The organism is Nostoc sp. UIC 10890, assembly GCF_054786515.1.
Window position 1 is genome coordinate 4801261 of the sequence record NZ_JBSGKF010000001.1, and the last position, 18397, is coordinate 4819657.

At 43.1% G+C, this 18397-nt stretch carries 15 protein-coding genes; 11 read left to right on the forward strand and 4 right to left on the reverse strand.

The window, feature by feature from the left end; translation table 11 throughout:
* Nucleotides 1-55: 55 nt before the first annotated feature.
* Nucleotides 56-1408, reverse strand: a complete 1353-nt coding sequence (tftA, locus tag ACWATR_RS19790; protein ID WP_460336005.1) for a hormogonium tapered terminus morphoprotein TftA — start codon at nt 1406-1408, stop codon at nt 56-58.
* A gap of 165 nt (nt 1409-1573) precedes the next feature.
* On the opposite strand from tftA, the gene dnaG reads away from it, so the two are divergent.
* On the forward strand, nt 1574-3538 hold the full coding sequence (gene dnaG / locus ACWATR_RS19795; RefSeq protein ID WP_460340541.1) for a DNA primase: 1965 nt from the start codon (nt 1574-1576) through the stop codon (nt 3536-3538).
* A gap of 184 nt (nt 3539-3722) precedes the next feature.
* On the opposite strand, the gene ACWATR_RS19800 is transcribed toward dnaG, so the two are convergent.
* Nucleotides 3723-5054, reverse strand: coding sequence for a DEAD/DEAH box helicase (locus tag ACWATR_RS19800; RefSeq protein WP_460336008.1), 1332 nt, complete (start codon nt 5052-5054; stop codon nt 3723-3725).
* 215 nt (nt 5055-5269) lie between these two features.
* Here ACWATR_RS19800 and infC point away from each other — a divergent pair, with 215 nt between their 5' ends.
* Entirely contained in the window at nt 5270-5782 is a 513-nt protein-coding gene (gene infC / locus ACWATR_RS19805; RefSeq protein ID WP_181928348.1) for a translation initiation factor IF-3, read from the forward strand.
* A gap of 265 nt (nt 5783-6047) precedes the next feature.
* On the opposite strand, the gene ACWATR_RS19810 is transcribed toward infC, so the two are convergent.
* A complete protein-coding gene (locus ACWATR_RS19810; RefSeq protein WP_460336011.1) occupies nt 6048-6662 on the reverse strand; it encodes a TetR/AcrR family transcriptional regulator in 615 nt (204 codons plus the stop codon).
* A 349-nt stretch (nt 6663-7011) separates the two neighbouring features.
* Between ACWATR_RS19810 and ACWATR_RS19815 the strand changes: the two genes are divergently transcribed.
* The 8 genes from ACWATR_RS19815 (at nt 7012) to ACWATR_RS19850 (ending at nt 16614) form a co-directional block, all read left to right on the forward strand.
* Nucleotides 7012-8319, forward strand: coding sequence for an ABC exporter membrane fusion protein (locus tag ACWATR_RS19815; RefSeq protein ID WP_460336014.1), 1308 nt, complete (start codon nt 7012-7014; stop codon nt 8317-8319).
* Nucleotides 8316-9491 (forward strand): ABC transporter permease DevC, encoded by a 1176-nt coding sequence (gene devC, locus ACWATR_RS19820; protein WP_460336017.1) that lies wholly within the window; start codon nt 8316-8318, stop codon nt 9489-9491. The genes ACWATR_RS19815 and devC (ACWATR_RS19820) overlap by 4 nt, the downstream gene beginning before the upstream one ends.
* A gap of 176 nt (nt 9492-9667) precedes the next feature.
* Nucleotides 9668-10372 (forward strand): DevA family ABC transporter ATP-binding protein, encoded by a 705-nt coding sequence (locus ACWATR_RS19825; protein WP_460336020.1) that lies wholly within the window; start codon nt 9668-9670, stop codon nt 10370-10372.
* Nucleotides 10373-11074: 702 nt separating this feature from the next.
* Entirely contained in the window at nt 11075-12271 is a 1197-nt protein-coding gene (locus tag ACWATR_RS19830) for an ABC exporter membrane fusion protein (RefSeq protein WP_460340544.1), read from the forward strand.
* Between the two features lie 207 nt (nt 12272-12478).
* The gene (gene devC, locus ACWATR_RS19835) at nt 12479-13651 is read left to right on the forward strand and encodes an ABC transporter permease DevC (RefSeq protein WP_460336023.1); all 1173 of its coding nucleotides are present in this window, start codon (nt 12479-12481) and stop codon (nt 13649-13651) included.
* Nucleotides 13652-13719: 68 nt separating this feature from the next.
* Nucleotides 13720-14418 (forward strand): DevA family ABC transporter ATP-binding protein, encoded by a 699-nt coding sequence (locus ACWATR_RS19840; protein WP_460336025.1) that lies wholly within the window; start codon nt 13720-13722, stop codon nt 14416-14418.
* A gap of 599 nt (nt 14419-15017) precedes the next feature.
* Complete coding sequence (locus ACWATR_RS19845) at nt 15018-15953, forward strand: M23 family metallopeptidase (RefSeq protein WP_460336028.1); 936 nt, start codon at nt 15018-15020, stop codon at nt 15951-15953.
* A gap of 121 nt (nt 15954-16074) precedes the next feature.
* Complete coding sequence (locus tag ACWATR_RS19850; protein WP_179068053.1) at nt 16075-16614, forward strand: late competence development ComFB family protein; 540 nt, start codon at nt 16075-16077, stop codon at nt 16612-16614.
* Between the two features lie 279 nt (nt 16615-16893).
* Here the strand turns inward: ACWATR_RS19850 and ACWATR_RS19855 are convergent, their stop codons facing one another.
* A complete protein-coding gene (locus tag ACWATR_RS19855) occupies nt 16894-17526 on the reverse strand; it encodes a L,D-transpeptidase (RefSeq protein ID WP_460340547.1) in 633 nt (210 codons plus the stop codon).
* A 696-nt stretch (nt 17527-18222) separates the two neighbouring features.
* On the opposite strand from ACWATR_RS19855, the gene ACWATR_RS19860 reads away from it, so the two are divergent.
* Nucleotides 18223-18375 (forward strand): hypothetical protein, encoded by a 153-nt coding sequence (locus ACWATR_RS19860; RefSeq protein ID WP_460336031.1) that lies wholly within the window; start codon nt 18223-18225, stop codon nt 18373-18375.
* Nucleotides 18376-18397 lie beyond the last annotated feature (22 nt).

An 18397-nucleotide genomic window follows, 5' to 3' on the forward strand; every position in this document is an offset into this window, starting at 1 on the left:
TACACAGACACCTGAATTTTGCTGTAGATTCAGAAAGTTTGCTTCTTTTTTAGACTCACAGAAGTCCTGCTGATTCATATAATCGTTTGAGCATTGCTGAAATCTTTGTACCATAATCCAAATCCGCTGACCAGCGCCCTGAGAGCTGATCAATTAATGGCGCAATCCCACGTGTGACAAAGCGAAATCTGGGATCTACTACTTCTTGTACCAAAGGTTCTAAACTGGCGTAAGCTTTCAAATGTTGGATGTGTGCCCTAACTCCAATTCTGGCACTTGCAAAAGATGCAGCCTCCGAGCCACCACCAATTGCACCTAAGCCTGCAAAGTTATTTTGCTCAGGTCTAATATCACTACCAAACCGTAAAAATCCAGTTTCTACACACATTTGGCAAAAGGCAATATCATAGTTCACTCCCTCTATACCTGCTTCTTCCCGATAAAGTTTTGGGATGTCAGGGAACTTTACTAAAGCATTTTCATTATTGTTTCTCAAAAATAATTGTAACTGTACTTCTGAAGTATTCCCGTTTGACATCACCCGCTCAAATTGACCAGAGCAAACCATCAAATTCGAGCGCAAGCTAACAGTACGCGTTGCCGCATCCCAACTAACTGCAACATTAAAATCTCGCAGTTCGATCGCTTTAACATAAACTACTTTGCGATAGGTAATCCGATTGACATTAGCCGCTTTTGAAAGGTCAATCCGTAGGCGGTCTACTAAATCAATGGGGATGTAAGCATTACCATTAACTAAAACTCCTTGCTCCGAGTAATTTTGCCCATTAATATTGATATTAATCGGCGGATAATTTGCTTCGGCTGGAGTTCCAGGAGTGGGGTCAATCACACGACTCCAAGTGACTAATCCATCGGCAATTCCTAAAGCAAAATCGCGGCGTCGAGTTTGCAGCAAAGCCCGATCCTCTGGATTGCTGAGAAACCCCACTTGCATCACCAAAGCTGGAAGCGTTGTCTGGCGACAGAATGCTAAACTACCCAAGCCACTATTCGTATCTGCCTTGACTCCGCGATTCGGTAATTGGGGTACGCGGCGCAATAACCCCACTAGCAACTGTTCAGCATTGCTTTTGCGATCGCTATTATTAGCAATATAAAAGACGCTAGCCCCCCGCACAGAAGGGCTGCTAGCTGCGTCAGATTCAATTTCTAGGGCGACATCACCCCGGCGACCACGAGAATTGATCCAGGTGATAGTTTGGGCGGCGCTCAAGTCATCAGGAACCGCCAAAATTTCCAAACTCCGCGCTCTGAGTTCCGTGACAATTAAATCCCGCAGCAGAATCATTTCTTTTGCTTCACTTGTACCACCTGCGATTACACCTGGATCGATTCCTCCCACTTCTTTGCCTCCATGAGCCGCTGATATAAAAATACGTCCCATTTTCAGTATTTCCTCTGATAAAATTTAGTGTAAGCAATTCTACAAATCATTTTTGGTCTAGCAACAAGAATATAATAGCTATCAGAAGTCTAAAGTCATTTGTCCTTTGGTATTTCTCCAAAGTTCATGACCAATGACCAATGACCAATGACCAATGACAAAGCCATGCAAATCCCCCGCTTGCACCCAGAAACAATTGAGGAAGTTAAACTACGGGCTGATATTGTAGATGTCGTCTCAGAATACGTAGTTTTACGCAAACGTGGGAAAGATTTCGTCGGTTTGTGCCCTTTCCACGATGAGAAATCTCCCAGTTTCACTGTCAGCCAGACCAAGCAGATGTATTATTGCTTCGGCTGTCAAGCTGGGGGAAATGCCATTAAGTTTGTGATGGAGTTGGGAAAGCGTTCTTTTGCTGACGTAGTGCTGGATTTAGCACGGCGTTACCAAGTACCTGTACAAACTCTCGAACCTGAACAACGCCAAGAATTACAGCGTCAGCTATCTTTGCGTGAGCAGTTGTATGAAGTTCTGGCAACGTCCGCACAGTTTTATCAACACGCCCTCAGACAATCACAAGGGCAAAAAGCACTTCAATATTTACAATCTAACCGTCAATTCAAAGAAGAAACTATACAGCAATTTGGTTTAGGTTACGCCCCCGCAGGTTGGGAAACCCTTCATCGCTATCTAGTGGAAGACAAACATTATCCAGCACAAATATTAGAAAAAGCGGGATTGATTAAGCCACGCAAGGAAGGGGGCGGTTATTATGACGTGTTTCGCGATCGCCTGATGATTCCCATTCGTGATGTTCAAGGGCGCGTCATTGCCTTTGGTGGGAGAACTTTGACTGATGAACAGCCTAAATATTTGAATTCACCAGAAACCGAACTTTTTAGTAAAGGTAAAACCTTATTTGCCCTCGATCAAGCCAAAGATGGGATTTCTCGACTCGATCAAGCGGTGGTGGTAGAGGGATATTTTGATGCGATCGCTCTTCACGCCGCTGGTATTAATAATGCCGTCGCCTCTCTCGGTACAGCTTTAAGCTTAGAACAAGTCCGGTTAATATTACGCTACACCGAATCGAAACAATTAGTACTCAACTTTGATGCTGATAAAGCCGGAACTAATGCCGCTGAACGGGCGATCGGTGAAATTGCTGAATTAGCATACAAAGGCGAAGTTCAGCTAAAAATTCTCAATTTACCCGATGGTAAAGATGCTGATGAATATTTGCATAGCCACACTCCAGAAGATTATGGAGAACTGCTAACAAATGCCCCACTTTGGCTAGACTGGCAGATTCAGCAAATTATTCAAGACCGCGACTTAAAAAAGGCTACTGATTTTCAGCAAGTAACTCAGCAATTAGTCAAATTACTTAAAAATATAGCTAACAGCGATACACGCAACTATTACGTTTCCTACTGTGCAGAAATACTCAGTTTGGGAGATACCAGACTGATACCTTTGCGAGTCGAAAATCTGCTAACTCAAATTGCTCCGGCTGCGGCTACATACTCTAAACCTGTGTCAGCGAAGAAAGCATGGGGAGGTAGCAAATCCCCTAGTACAGAAGCGATTAATCGCGTCTCTCCACTCCCTACAGAACGCAGCCTTTTAGAACACGCAGAAGCCTTGTTATTGCGGATTTACTTGCATTGTCCTGAACAGCGTCAAGCGATTATTGCCGAACTAGAGGAGCGAGATTTGCAATTTAGTCTTTCCCACCACCGATTTTTATGGCAACAGATTTTAGAAATTTCATCGGGTGATGGAGAAACGAAAAACTTTGCGTCTCTACCAGATTTAATTTCCCGACTGCAAGACCAGTTCTTAGAATTTGACAGCGAGATCGGGTTAATTTCCCATTTATTTCATGTGGATGAAAAAAACCAGAAAGAAATACTTCGGACTCCGCAAGTAGTTCAAGCTGCGATCGCTTGCATGGATTTGGTGATGCTTGAAAAACGTTATCGCCACTTTTTGGAACTATGGCAACAAACCGATCCCGAAACTGAACCAGAGCGCTATCAATCGTATTATCAGGCTTTCTACGCCGAAAAAATTAAGCTTCAGCAAATAGACCGACAACGGTTATTTTCGATCACAGACTTGTTGTAGTTTTGCACTCACGTCCAAGCTAACTCTTGATGTGTCGCGACGTATCCCCGCATCACTCATTGCCTCAAGCACATCCACTTTAATTGCTTAAATTATTTATTGTGGGATGGATAGCGTTCGACTGAGCGCTGTCCACCCCACAAGATTGGGTAATTTCTTTCTTGATAATGCCTAAGAACGAAGATCAGCGATCGCGTTTCGCAGAACGGCGCGATGCGGAAGAACGATTATCGCCATTCGTGGCAGGTGGCGCTGCCTTACGTTTAGCCGATGTCTGTGGTAGCGGTTTAGCAGTCCGAGCCGGACGCTTATCACCTCCAGTCTTGGCTCTGTGTTGCCGTCCATTTGGAATTGGTTCAGCTTTGATGTCGGGGTTGGGGCCAAAGCCAGCAACCACTTCTTTTGGTAAGCGCTGCTCGATCAGTTTCTCAATATCTGTCAATAGATGCTGTTCATCAACGCACACCAGCGACACGGCTTCACCTGATGCGCCAGCGCGACCGGTGCGCCCAATGCGATGAACATAATCTTCTGGTACATTGGGCAAATCGAAGTTAACTACATGGGGCAGTTCGCTGATGTCAAGACCCCTAGCAGCAATGTCCGTCGCCACCAATACTTGTAATGTGCCATTTTTGAACTTTGCTAGAGCATTAGTACGCACTGGCTGGCTCTTATTACCGTGAATTGCCAGTGCTTGAATCCGGTCTTCACCCAACTGCTTAACCAAACGGTCAGCACCATATTTAGTGCGAGTGAACACTAGCACTTGATACCAATTATCTCGCCGAATCAAGTGAGCAAGTAATTGACGTTTCTTGTCACGGTCTACCTGATAAACTTTCTGGGCGATCGTTTCGGCGGTAACGTTGCGGCGTGCTACCTCAATCATCTTCGGGTTATTGAGCAGTCCGGCGGCTAGTGCCTTAATTTTGTCTGAGAAAGTAGCGAAAAATAGCAAATTTTGTCGCTGTTTGGGCAGAAGTGAAAGGATGCGGCGGATATCATGAATAAAGCCCATGTCCAGCATCCGATCTGCTTCATCCAGCACTAAAACCTCAATGTGCGACAGGTTCAGCGTCCCCTGCTGTACGTGGTCTAGTAGTCGCCCTGGAGTAGCGACCAAAATATCCACTCGACCCCTCAAACGCTGTTTTTGCAGATTAATACCGACTCCGCCAAACATCACCATCGAGTTTAGATTTAAGTACTTGCCATACTCGCGCACGCTTTCTTCCACTTGTGCAGCGAGTTCGCGAGTCGGGGTGAGAATCAGCGCCCGGATTGGTGGGTATCCATTAGGCGTACCTTTGCTCTTGTTAGACGACAAACGATGCAAAAGCGGTAGGGTAAAACTAGCGGTCTTTCCAGTGCCAGTTTGTGCGCCAGCTAACAAATCGCTACCCGACAATACAGCCGGAATCGCCTGTATCTGGATTGGCGTGGGTTCCGTGTACCCTCGTTCGGTAACGGCACGGATAATTTCATTGGACAAGCCGAGATGAGAAAAAGACATAAGACTCCAAAAATAACATCGGCCTGTCGCCAATGAGGCGTCAGTCTTAGGCGGACGGATAAAAAATTATTGAAAGGCTGGATCGGCAGTAGCGCCAAGACTGAGAGCGAGTGCCGCAGTACTTAATCCTAACAGATTGCTGTCTATTGTGTTGTTAAAGTTGCTCTGATTCAGTGTTGTGTTAAATTGGCATTACCTGCTTGTAAAGCAAAGTATTGAACAAATGGGAGAAATTCATTATCGCAATCCAAAAGCAACTGATTAATTCACAAATCAAGTCACCTAGTGTCTTCTTGATTGACCATGAGAATAACAATCGTGGTCTGATCGACACCAATGAGGCGCTACAGCTAGCCGAAAGCTTAGAGCTTGACTTAGTTGTAGTCTCCCAAGGTAAAGACGCTCCGATCGCGAAGATTCTCAACTATGGGAAGCTTCAGTATCAAAAGAAAAAACGTCAGAGCCAGAGTGCTAGACCCACGGTAAAGGAAGTTAGATTCGGTCTAAACGTGGGTGTCGCTGATTACAATTTACGTATTGAGAAAGCAGTTCAGTGGTTGAGTAAAGGCGATTCAGTCAAGTTTGCCATCCGTTTACGAGGCCGAGAACATCAATATCGTGACCAAGCAGGAGAACTGCTAGACCGAATTGCCAATGACCTCAGTCAAGTAGGTAAAATCCAGTCGCTGGATAAACGCGCACTAATTGTTCAAGTCATTCCTGCCTAGTTATCTTGCGATCGCTGGAGGATGTATTTGTGGCAGCTTGTAAGAAACCAAATAAGCCGGAGACAGTACTGTAACTTCTATAGAAAAAATAATGAAGATTGTTCAGTGCTGAGTTAAAAGACCGTCCATAATAGTCGGGGTATTTACTAAATACATAAGTATTAAGTAATTTTTTAATTCAATCAGCACTGAGTGTAGTCAACTGTTACTCAAGGTGAATTTGACCTTCTGACCAAACAAGCGCCACGCGCCGGGATCTAACCAATCAATCGGCGCGTTTAGTGATTAAGTGTATCAAGGCATCAATCAAGCGATCGCTTTCCATTGGTATAATGTCTCTCCCATGCATCACATCCTGAGTAATATGAAAATGCACTAACGCTCCTAAAAGAATTCTTGCTGTTGCCTCTGGGTCAGGTATATTTAGCTCAGGAGCGGCCAAGTATTGAGTGAGAGTTTCTGCTACTGGCTTAATCATTGCTCGTACACAAATTTGAGCTAACTCAGGAAAACGACCAGATTCCCCTATTAATACTCGCATAAATGCAGTATGTTCTTGGTCGCTATTCATCAAATCTAATGCCTTGGTTCCTATGTGATGCAGTACGGCGGCTGGTTCTCCGGCAATAGGTTCTGTGCCAAAAATGGAGTTATTCTTTTTGCTCGCCAGTTGCTCTAACAGTACTTTAAAAAGTCCTTCTTTATCTTGAAAATGGCTGTAGACTGTCGCTTTAGAAACACCTGCTGCTACTGCTACTCGATCCATACTTGTACCAGCATAACCATTTTGGAGAAACTCTTGCATTGCCCCTTGCAAAATTTGCTCCACTTTATCAACGGAATTATCGCGATCAACTTCGTCAGATTTAATGCGTACCATTTATTAATCATCCTCTCTTATAAACAATTTTAATAGATGTGGCAATTTCCCCTACGTCATTAATCCCAGTCCTGACAAGCATTCTGGTTTATAACTCAAGGCAAGCTTATTAAACTAATTCGCAGACTCGCTAACGCAATTACGTTTTATGTTAGCGAGTCTACGAGCGTCCGGAGATTTAGCTTAGGCTTCAATTCGCGCTGCCCTTCAAAGGCTAGGACTTAAACCCCCACAGTTCGTTAAATTGAGAATTCTACCTTTGTGCTATTGACTAAACTACTCCGTTTAGTTTAGCATGAATTGAACTGAACAGTTTAGTACAAGTTGCTAATGGGGAAAGGTGAACACTATGGTGCAGAACTGGAAACTAGAGGATTTAAAGTCTCCCCAAAATCTTTTGCGATCGCCAACTACACTAGCAATAATTACATCTCTATTAATGGGTGGAGTTAGTGTTTACACGGTACTAAAGTTTCAGGCTACCGCTAATGAGAAGCAAATAGCGCCAGTAGCTGTTCAGCCAGTAGTAAAAACAGTTACAGCATTGGGACGTTTAGAACCAAATGGAGAAGTGATAAAACTGTCTGCAACTTCTTCTACTGAGGGGAGTCTGGTTCAGCAACTATTGGTAAAAGAAGGCACTCGCGTCCAGGCTGGACAGGTAATTGCCATTATGGATAGTCGCGATCGCTTACAAGCAAGTTTAGTTGAAGCCCAAAAACAAGTTCAAGTTGCCAAATCCAACCTTGACCAGGTAAAAGCGGGAGCAAAACAGGGAGAAATTGGAGCAAAACAAGCTGCTGTCAGCCGTCTGCAAGTCGAATTAGAGGGAAATGTTAAAACTCAGCAAGCCACAATTGATCGCCTAGAAGCAGACTTGCAAGGACAACGAGAGAGTTTACAAGCAACGGTGGATCGTGTCGCAGCCGAAAAGCGGAACGCTCAAGTAGATGTGCAACGCTACGAAGCTTTATACAAAGCAGGGGCAATTTCTAGTCAGCAAGCCGATCAAAAACGCTTGAGTGCAGAAACTTCTACTCAGCAGGTAATTGAAAACCAAGCCAATAAGACAAGAACTGTAGCTACTTTAGAACAGCAAATTAAAGAAGCCAAAGCGAACCGCAACCAAACCCTCGCTAGCTTGCAACAGCAGATTAACGAAGCCAAAGCCACCCTGAACCAAACCGCTGAAGTCCGTCCTACAGATATTGCCAACGCTCAAGCAGAGGTAGACAGCGCTCAAGCGACTGTGGCAAAAATTAAAGCGCAACTTGATCAGGCTTATGTCCGCGCACCGGATGCGGGACAAATTCTGAAGATTAATACAAGGGCTGGAGAAACCGTTTCTAATGAGGGGATTGTGGAACTAGGTCGAACCGACCAGATGTATGCAGTTGCAGAAGTTTACCAAAGTGATATTAACAAAGTGCGATCGGGGCAACGGGTCAAGGTAATCAGCGATTCCCTCCCCGGAGAATTACAGGGAACCGTCGATTGGATCGGGATGCAAGTACAGCGGCAAAATCTCGTCAACAGTGACCCCTCTAGCAATATTGACGCCAGAGTAGTGGAAGTACATGTGCGACTAGATGAAGTATCTAGCGTCAAAGCTGCAAAGTTTACCAACCTACAAGTAAAGGCGGTAATTGAACTGTGATTGGATTTATTCAACAACTGCGGCAGCGAACCCCCCTGGGATGGTTGCAACTGAGCCATGAAAAAAGCCGTCTATTGGTGGCATTGGGAGGCATTGCTTTCGCTGATATTCTTATGTTCATGCAGCTAGGGTTTCAGACCGCCTTGTTTGAAAGTAATACTAAGTTGCACAACAGTATCCAGGCTGATATTTTTCTAGTTAGTCCTCAAGCCCGTAACGTGTTAAATGCGTCCACCTTTACGCGGCGGCGACTGTATCAGGCAATGGATGTACAAGGGGTGAAGTCCGCAGAACCAATGTATGTCAACATTGTCGATTGGAAGAATCCTAAAACACGCCAAAAGACATCTGTACTAGTTATCGGGATCAATCCTGAAAAGCAAGCCTTTGACTTAGCGGATGTGAACAGCCAGATAGATCGGGTGAAGCTACCAGATACCCTGCTGTTCGATCGCGCCTCTAGAGGAGATTATCAAGAAGCGATCGCTCAAGTTGCACAAGGACAACCTGTGACGACTGAAATTGACCGCCGGACGATTACAATTAGCGGCTTATTTTCAATCGGGGCTTCCTTTGCGGCTGATGGGAATCTGATTACCAGCGACCAGAATTTCTTGCGGCTATTTCCTAAACGAGAAGCAAGTAGTGTCAGTATAGGTTTGATTCAACTAGAACCAGGTTATGATCCCAAACAAATCAAAGCAGCTTTAGAATCTCATTTAGATGATGATATTAAAGTTTTAACTAAAGCAGAATTTATAGAATTTGAAACAGATTATTGGAAAAAAAATACAGCTATCGGATTTATCTTCAGCCTGGGTGTAGGAATGGGGTTTATGGTGGGCGTGATTATCGTCTATCAAGTCCTTTCTACAGATGTGAATTCCCACATGAAAGAATACGCCACTTTCAAAGCAATGGGGTATAACAATCTCTACTTATTAGGCGTGGTGTTTGAAGAGGCGATAATTTTGGCAATCTTGGGCTTTATTCCAGGAGCGATCGCACCTTTAGGACTTTATGCTTTAACTCGCAATGCCACCAATTTGCCACTCTATATGACGGTAGCGCGGGCCACCACAGTGCTAATACTAACAATGATTATGTGTATTATTTCTGGTGCGATCGCTACTCGTAAATTACAATCTGCTGACCCCGCAGATATGTTTTAAAAACTGTCATTAGTCATTAGTCATTAGTCCTTTGTAATTAGGATTTACGGAGACTCTAGGAATTATTCTCTACGACAGCGAAATTAGCAATTTTGGCGCAAGTCTTGGTAATAACAAATGACTAAAGACAAATGACAAATGACAAATGACAATCATCAGGAATAATCGAGCTATTTATGACTAGTCAATCCGTTATCTCTGTTAAAAATCTCGACCACTATTTTGGTAATGGTCAACTCCGTAAGCAAGTTCTTTTTGATATCAACCTGGATATTAACGCTGGCGAAATTATTATTATGACTGGGCCTTCTGGTTCTGGTAAAACGACACTTCTCACCTTAGCAGGCGGCTTGCGTTCTGCCCAATCCGGTAGTTTGCAGATATTGGGACAAGAACTTTGTGGCGCTAGTACAGGACAACTTACCCAAGTGCGACGCAATAATGGTTATATTTTCCAAGCGCACAACTTGCACGGTAGCCTGACAGCACTCCAGAACGTCAAAATGGGCTTGGAAGTGCATAAAAATATTTCGGCGGCAGAAATGAAAACCCGGTCAGCCCTAATGTTAGAGGAGGTAGGATTGGGAGAGCGCCTGAATTATTATCCTGATGATTTATCTGGGGGACAAAAACAAAGAGTTGCGATCGCTCGTGCGTTGGTTGGTCGTCCTAAAATTGTCTTAGCAGATGAACCTACCGCCGCCCTTGACAGTAAATCGGGACGAGATGTGGTCAACCTCATGCAAAAACTAGCTAAGGAACAAGATTGTACCATTCTCTTGGTTACTCATGACAACCGCATTTTAGATATTGCCGATCGCATCGTCTATATGGAAGATGGCAAGTTAGTAAATGACCGTGCTGTTGTTGCAGCCAGTTAGGCTACTAGTACAACACGGCGGAAATAAACTACCCATTCCCAATCAACAAAACCCTTACGCTGTCTTCATTTTTAATTTTTAATTTTTAATTCCGCCTTGCGGTACTAGGTCTTCCAATAAATTTCTAACGGCCGATTTTAGATTAAGTTTACTACTCCGTATTGCATCCAAATGATAGATTTTAAATATCCCTTAACTTTTCAAAGTATCGGATAAAAATATCATAATTTTTGAGTGGAAATAACTCTAAGTTTTAAGTAGACATAATTTAGTGTCTACTTATGTTTTGTAGATTAATTATTATACCTGCGATCTGGTTTTTATATAGAATTAATCATCAAAAGTTGGTATTATTCATAATTTTGACAAAAAATACTTATTTTATTGGCTTAATTTGATTCTGATTGTTGGCGCTGTTACAACCCGGAATTTTAAAACGGTTTACTATACTTGAGTACTTTCATCAAACAAAAGTAGTTTGCTAAAAACATAAACCTCTAATTTGGTACAGATGTTAGTTGTTATCCCAGCCAGATAAATCACTTTATCCAAGTTAAATCTCAACAATTTTCAAATTATTTTATGGATTTGAAATTGATAAATCAACAATAACTGACTCAAAAAGTAGGAATTAGCAAATAAATACTGAAATAAGCCTAATTTATTCTTTTTTCTGCGCCACTAGTTAAGAGGTAATCTATGGTGCGAAACTCAAAGCTAGGGTACAGAACGTTCCCTAAATCTATTCTGCGTCCATCTGTTGCTATAGGTATAATTGCATCTTTATTGATTGGCGGAATAAGTTTTTATATAGTAAAACGCTGGCAAAATTATGCAAATCTAGAGACACAAGTGCCAGCAACACAATTGCCACAGTTAAAAACGGTAACAGCTTTAGGGCGGCTCGAACCACAGGGGAAAGTAATTAAACTCTCTGCTGCGGTGTCTGCGGAAGGAAGCCGGGTAGAAAAGTTGTTGGTGAAGGAGGGGGATAGAGTAAAGGCAGGACAATTGATCGCAATTTTGAACAGCCGCGATCGCCTCCAAGCAGCATTAAAAGAGACAGAGGAACAGGTAAAAGTAGCCCAAGCAAATCTAAACCGCACCCAAGCAGGTGCCAAACGTGGTGAAATTGCTGCCCAAAAAGCTGCGATCGCTCGTTTAGAGGCAGAACGCCAAGGTGATCTTAATGCCCAAGCCGCGACAATTGAGCGATTCCAAGCCGAAGTGCGTAACGCCCAAGCAGAAGACGAACGTTATCAGCAACTATATCAACAAGGCGCAATTTCCGCTTCTCAACGGGATAGTAAGCGTTTAAACTTGGAAACCGCCCAAAAAAGCTTGCAAGAAGCACAGGCACTATTAAATCGTACTCAATCAACTAGTCAGCAACAAGTTAAACAAGCTACAGCAACACTTGATGAAATCGCCGAAGTGCGCGGAGTGGATGTAGAAGCAGCTAAAGCAGAAGTCAATCGTGCCGTAGCAGCTATGAATCTGGCAAAAGTTAATCTTAATCAGGCTGAGGTGCGATCGCCTCAAAGTGGACAAGTCTTTGAGATCCATACCCATCCTGGGGAATTAGTATCAAATGATGGCATTGCAGATATTGGACAAACCAGCCAGATGTATGTCATAGCCGAAGTCTACGAAAGCGATATCGGCAAAGTGCATTCAGGGCAGCAAGTAAGAGTATTTGGTGATTACCTCCCGATTGAATTACAGGGAATCGTAGATCGCAAAGGCTTGCAAGTGCGACGACAGAATGTCATCAACACAGATCCCGTCAGCAATATCGACAACAGAGTAGTAGAAGTCCATATCCGACTAGATGAAGCTTCCAGCCGAAAAGCTGCCACTTTAACCAATATGCAAGTTAAGGCAGTAATTGAATTGTGAAATTTGTCATTAGTCATTGGTTATTAATTAGACCTCTTGCAAAAATATGTTTTTGCACTCTTAGGGAAAAGGGTAAAGGTTAAAGGGAAAGGATTTTGAGTTTCTTTACCCTTTCCCCGACTTTTGCAAGAAGTCTATTCTTCTTCGTTACTCCCTCACTCCCTTATCTCCCTTGTCCCCTCATCCCCCCACTCCTCACTTCTTATCATGGGATTGATCAAACAACTGCTACGGCGAACTCCTTTAGGGTGGCTGCAACTGAATCATGAAAAAAGCCGTCTTTTCGTGGCATTGTCAGGTATTGCCTTTGCTGATCTTCTGATGTTTATGCAGTTAGGCTTTCAAACTGCGTTGTATGACAGTAACACCAGATTACATCGTAGTTTGCAAGCAGACATTGTTTTAACAAGTCCCCAAGCCCGTAACTTGCCAAGCTTGTCTACATTTTCTCGTCGGCGACTTTATCAAGCAATGGATATACCAGGGGTGAAGTCAGCCGAACCAATGTATTTCAATAATGCAATCTGGAAAAATCCCCAAACACACCGTGAGACAGGGGTGTTAGTTATTGGCTTTAACCCAGACAAGCCAGCCTTTGACTTACCAGATGTTAACCAGCAACTACAAACGATCAAAATGCCAGATACCGTTTTGTTTGATCGTGGTGCAAGAGGAGATTATCAAAAAGCGATCGCTCAAATTGACCAAGGTAAAACCCTGACTACAGAAATAGAAAGGCGCACAATTACCATTAGTGGCTTATTCCAAGTCGGGGCTTCCTTTGGTTCTGATGGCAACCTGATTACCAGTGATCAGAATTTTTTGCGGCTATTTTCTGGGCGACAGTCCAGCAGTGTCAGTCTAGGTTTGATTAAGGTAAAACCAGGCTATGACCCGAAAAAAGTAGCAGTAACATTGAAAGCCTACCTGAGAAATGATGTCAGAATTTTAACCCGCGCCGAATTTATTGAATTTGAAAATAACTTCTGGAGAACAAATTCACCCATTGGGTTTATTTTCAGCCTAGGTGTATCGATGGGCTTTGTCGTGGGCGTGATTATCGTCTATCAAGTCCTTTCCACCGATGTTAATGCCCATGTCCGGGAATACGCCACCTTTAAAGCAATGGGATATCGCAATTACTACCTGCTAGGTGTGGTACTTGAAGAATCGTTGATCTTGGCAGCACTCGGCTTCTTCCCTGGATTGGGAGTATCTTTAGCACTTTACCAACTGACTCGCAGTGCCACAAATTTGCCCATGTACATGACTGCGATTCGGGCATTACAGGTATTAGTGCTGACTATCATTATGTGTACAATTTCCGGTGCGATCGCCACCCGCAAACTCCAAGCCGCCGATCCTGCTGATATGTTCTAAAAATTGTCATTTGTCATTGGTCATTTGCAAAGGACAAATGGCGGTCATCAAGAGTAATCGAGTTATTTATGACTAGTCAACCCGTCATCTCTATTAAAAATCTCGACCACTATTTTGGTCATGGCTCACTCCGTAAGCAAGTTCTATTTAACATCAACTTAGAGATTAACGCTGGTGAAATTATTATCATGACTGGGCCCTCTGGTTCTGGCAAGACTACTCTGCTGACCTTAGTAGGTGGATTGCGTTCTGCCCAATCTGGTAGTTTGCGGGTGTTAGGACGAGAACTTTGTGGCACTAGTGCTGAACAACTAGTGCAGGCGCGACGCCATAATGGTTATATTTTCCAAGCACATAACTTGCATGGTAGTTTAACGGCAATCCAAAATGTCCAAATGGCTTTGGAATTGCACAAATATCTTGGGTTAAAAAAGATGCGAGCTAAGTCAGCCCAGATGTTAGAACAGGTAGGATTAGGAAATCATTTGCATTACTATCCTGATAAACTGTCTGGGGGACAAAAACAAAGAGTAGCGATCGCTCGTGCCCTAGTCAGTCATCCTCAAATAATCCTCGCGGATGAACCCACCGCCGCCCTCGACAGTCAATCAGGACGAGATGTAGTCAATCTCATGCAAAAACTGGCAAAAGAACAAGGCTGTACCATCTTGATGGTTACTCATGATAACCGCATCCTAGATATTGCCGATCGCATCGTTGACATGGAAGATGGCAAACTCAAGTCAAAAATAATACTATTAGCCTAAAATTGATCAGCGTATTCCATCATTAAAAGTTGATTTATAAAATAAATCTTAATTATGGCGTGACTATACTAAATTTGTGCATTATTTTTATGGTTTTTTGGCGTTAAAGCGCTACTAATAGCAAATTTTAAGATATTTACATTATTTAATATAGTTTAATTTATCCTGGCGGACTTACTTACCTAGTTTAAGTAATTTCCCCATACCGATTTCAACCTAACAGTGTGATATTAGTGTCCAGTTGAAAAAGTGTCCAGTTGATTCCAAGATTTCCTTCAAGTATCATTATGTAATGAGTATAATTACAACGAGTTTCCTTTGTTGCCTAACAAGTGAAACATATAGCAAGCCACAAGAGCGTTTTTGCCATCAATCTAGTTAAATTTTATGCTCATTATCGATGTCATACACATTAATTATTAGAGTTAATACCGATTCACTAATAATTACAGATAAAATGATTCGCCCTTGCAATCCATAAATACTTAGAGAATTTCTTAACATTTATGGTTTACAACAACATCGGCTTTAAATAGGAAACACTAGTAATAATAAGCTAGTCTATTTTCCAACACAAGCAAGGGGTTTTTTGTAGTTCTATGATTATTGAGAATAGCGCTAGTAGTTCAAACAAAAAGTTGCTCGGCTTTGATGTCAAAACCTTGACAGCCAATCGTCGTGCAATAAATGTGTTAAAGGGAATATTTGCTGTTCTCCCAATCGCTTTGGCATTGCCTGTAAGTGCTTTAGAAGTAAAAGTGACTCCAAGTAATCCTAAATTAGGGGATACACTCTCGGTGGAGATCAATCTAGATAATCCAGATAATGGTACAAATCCAACAGTAGCTAGTGGTAATAATACATACCCAGCTTTTGAAATCGCACCCAATCAGTATCGGGCTTTTGTTCCCACAACTCCACTAGAAAAATCTGGAACTAGAACACTTCGGGTTGCAGGGGATGGTCAAGTACAAAACTTAGCAGTGAATGTGCTTAATCGCAAGTTCCCCGTACAACGCATTACTTTGCCACCTGGCAAAGCTGGAGTGAAGGCTACAGAGCATGAACTTCAGCGTGTGGCAGCTTTTAAGGCACTACAAACACCAGAAAAGTATTGGAATGGAATATTCCTGAGGCCAAATGCAGGGCGAATGAGTACAACCTATGGTGTACGTCGCTACTATAATGGTACATTTGCAAATGACTACTATCATCGTGGTCTTGACTACGCTGGTGCTGCCGGTTCATCCGTAATTGCCCCAGCCGCTGGGCGAGTTGCTTTGGTAGGTAGGGTATCCCAAGGGTTTCGGGTTCATGGTAACGTAGTTGGCATTGACCACGGTCAAGGAGTAACCAGTATTTTCATGCACCTTAGTCGTATTAACGTTAAAGAAGGTGATTTTGTGAAAGCTGGTCAACTAATTGGCGCAGTAGGTTCAACAGGTGCTTCTACGGGGCCACATTTACACTGGGGTTTGTATGTCAACGGACAATCTGTTGATCCAACACCTTGGCGAACTAAGGTCTTTAACTAGTAGAGGCGGAGTTAATCACGTCTGTGCATGATTTGTGTATTTTTTGCTGAGAATTAGGCAAAACAAATTGGATTGATACCGTCCCTACCTTGCTTGGCTAACATAAATGATGATAAGCGTTATGAGTATCGAAAAAATTGTAGAACAAGCTCTCCAGGATGGTTATTTGACACCAGCAATGGAAGCAGAAGTCGGTAGAATCTGTGACAATGCCTCGGAACTCTCAATTGAAGAGTATATGGCGCTGGATCGGCTGATGGGTGCGCTATTGACTGGTGAGGTAGTGGCGGTACCTCGCAAACAATTCATTAACGTTATGGAAGAATTGGTACTGACGGAAGCGATCGCACGAGTCGCAGAAATTGAAGCTACCAGCGAAAGTTCTCTGGATGTCGGGGATATTGCCGCTTATGCTCTCAATCGCCTACCACCTCTCTATGCTACTACAGAAGAGGGTGCTAACTTTCAGCGCCAAACGGCTCAGGCACAACTGCAAGACTTAATTTCTCAGCAAGTAAGTGAGGCGATCAACCGTTACCTAGATCGACCCAATTTCTTCCCAGAACGGCAAGCCTTGGGCAAAAACACTGGCAATGAGGTTGTACGCCAAGTTAGTGCTTTACTCCAGACATACGCACCTAACTTTGAGCAAAAATTATAATTTTAAGAGTCATTAGTCATTGGTCATTGGTCATTAGTCATTGCCACTAAGATAAGTACAAAGTTTTGCGTTGCCTAGTTCCCAGCCTCCAGGCTGGGAACACCATTCCTTGAGGCTCCGCCTCCTCTTTCTTAATGAGAGCAGCAGCCGTCTTAGAATAAATTCCCAATCTGAAGACTGGGAACGAGGTTACACAAGCCTTTAGGCTTTTATTAGTGCCACTCAGTCATTTGTTTTAGACAAATGACAAATGACAAATGACAAATGACTCTTAATAAATTAATCACGTACTACCACTGCTGTACCTAAACTAACTTGGTCATACAACAATCGGACATCAGAATTACGCATCCTTAAGCAGCCGTGGGATACAGCCGTTCCTACCAGGTCAATTTCCGGCGTCCCATGAAAGCCAATTTCATTCCGTCCATCTGTCCAAAAACCAATCCATCTGTCTCCCAAAGGGCTATCCGTACCAGCTTCAAATACTTTGCCCGTAATTGGGTGACGCCAGATTGGATAGTGTCGCATGTGGATTATCTGGAAAGAACCTGTAGGCGTTTCCCAACCTTTCTTACCTATAGCAATTGGGTAGCTGGCGATCACCTCATCCCCTGCGTATACGTAGGTGCGGCGATCGCTTAAATCAACCACCACTTGCGTCTTGGCATCTGTCAGCCTATTAGATGCTACTTGTTGGGCTGAAGCCTTAGACCATAGAGCTTTTGGCCAGCTATCCGCAACTGGATTTTGTCTTTCTGCTTGTGCCACCAGCTGCGTCTTAGTTGGTAGGTCGGTTGCTTTAGCAATATTTTTCTTAATGGATCGAGGCTGAGTTTGAGGCTTAATAGTAGAAGGCTTAAGTGTAGATGCCTTTTGATTAGTTACTTTCGCTACAGGGTTCTTAATTATTTTCGACTTAGTTTGAGACTTACCAGCAGAAGACCTGAGTCTAGAAGCCTTCCCAGTCGTTGCTTTCGCTACATTCTTCTTAATTGTTTTTGACTTAGTTTGAGGCTTAAGAGCATAGGGCTTTGGTGTAAATTCCCTCTTCTGGGCAGTTGAGCCTTGGGTCACTTCACCAGGTGGCATAGAAGATGCGCCCATAGCAATTTCCCCTAAACTCACTTGAGAAAGATTCTTGTAGACTCCCTCTGGGCGGCTTCCCTTGGGATTGCTTAGGGTAGAATCTCGCCGCATCGAAGTAGATGCAGTCTTCTCAAACTGCTGTCCCGCCGTAGTAATGCGCCAATGGACACCTAAAGATAGAAATGCTGTGCCAAAACAGAGCAACATTACCATCCGCCCTACAGATTCATTTCTTAGCATTGCCATCGCCTATTGTTTATCCCTGACATATCCAGCCGAGCAATTGAATGTGTTCATCATCCTATTATCAAAAATTTATCAATACTTATCATTTCTGCTATAAATCTGCCAACACCTCTGGGCAAACTAAGACTATGCGAATTGTCCCAGCGGCAAAACTTCAAGTGAGAAACCTGATTATTCAAAAGTTCTGGGGATTGTAAGCCAATACTTGGACTTTTTGGTGGAACTCTTGAAATGTAGCAATCAATCATTAATGGTGTAGGTGGAAGAAAAACCATGTTTGAAAAACTATTGCTAGCAGTCACAGTTACATTTTCCCTCAATTTCTTTTTTCAAGTTCGCGTACCAGAGCAACATAACTCTAGTGCTGCCTACGGCCCACAACCAGAACAATCAGCAACTATTCTGGTAACAAAATCAAAAAAATAAATCACTATCTTAACAACCACAG

What these genes read in the sequence shown, in the direction of transcription:
- devC (WP_460336023.1), top strand. Translation starts at nt 12,479, where the DNA reads ATGGGATTGATCAAACAACTGCTACGGCGAACTCCTTTAGGGTGGCTG.
- ACWATR_RS19810 (WP_460336011.1), bottom strand. Translation starts at nt 6,662, where the DNA reads ATGGTACGCATTAAATCTGACGAAGTTGATCGCGATAATTCCGTTGAT.
- ACWATR_RS19825 (WP_460336020.1), top strand. Translation starts at nt 9,668, where the DNA reads ATGACTAGTCAATCCGTTATCTCTGTTAAAAATCTCGACCACTATTTT.
- ACWATR_RS19840 (WP_460336025.1), top strand. Translation starts at nt 13,720, where the DNA reads ATGACTAGTCAACCCGTCATCTCTATTAAAAATCTCGACCACTATTTT.
- ACWATR_RS19860 (WP_460336031.1), top strand. Translation starts at nt 18,223, where the DNA reads ATGTTTGAAAAACTATTGCTAGCAGTCACAGTTACATTTTCCCTCAAT.
- ACWATR_RS19815 (WP_460336014.1), top strand. Translation starts at nt 7,012, where the DNA reads ATGGTGCAGAACTGGAAACTAGAGGATTTAAAGTCTCCCCAAAATCTT.
- ACWATR_RS19850 (WP_179068053.1), top strand. Translation starts at nt 16,075, where the DNA reads ATGAGTATCGAAAAAATTGTAGAACAAGCTCTCCAGGATGGTTATTTG.
- dnaG (WP_460340541.1), top strand. Translation starts at nt 1,574, where the DNA reads ATGCAAATCCCCCGCTTGCACCCAGAAACAATTGAGGAAGTTAAACTA.
- tftA (WP_460336005.1), bottom strand. Translation starts at nt 1,408, where the DNA reads ATGGGACGTATTTTTATATCAGCGGCTCATGGAGGCAAAGAAGTGGGA.
- ACWATR_RS19845 (WP_460336028.1), top strand. Translation starts at nt 15,018, where the DNA reads ATGATTATTGAGAATAGCGCTAGTAGTTCAAACAAAAAGTTGCTCGGC.
- ACWATR_RS19800 (WP_460336008.1), bottom strand. Translation starts at nt 5,054, where the DNA reads ATGTCTTTTTCTCATCTCGGCTTGTCCAATGAAATTATCCGTGCCGTT.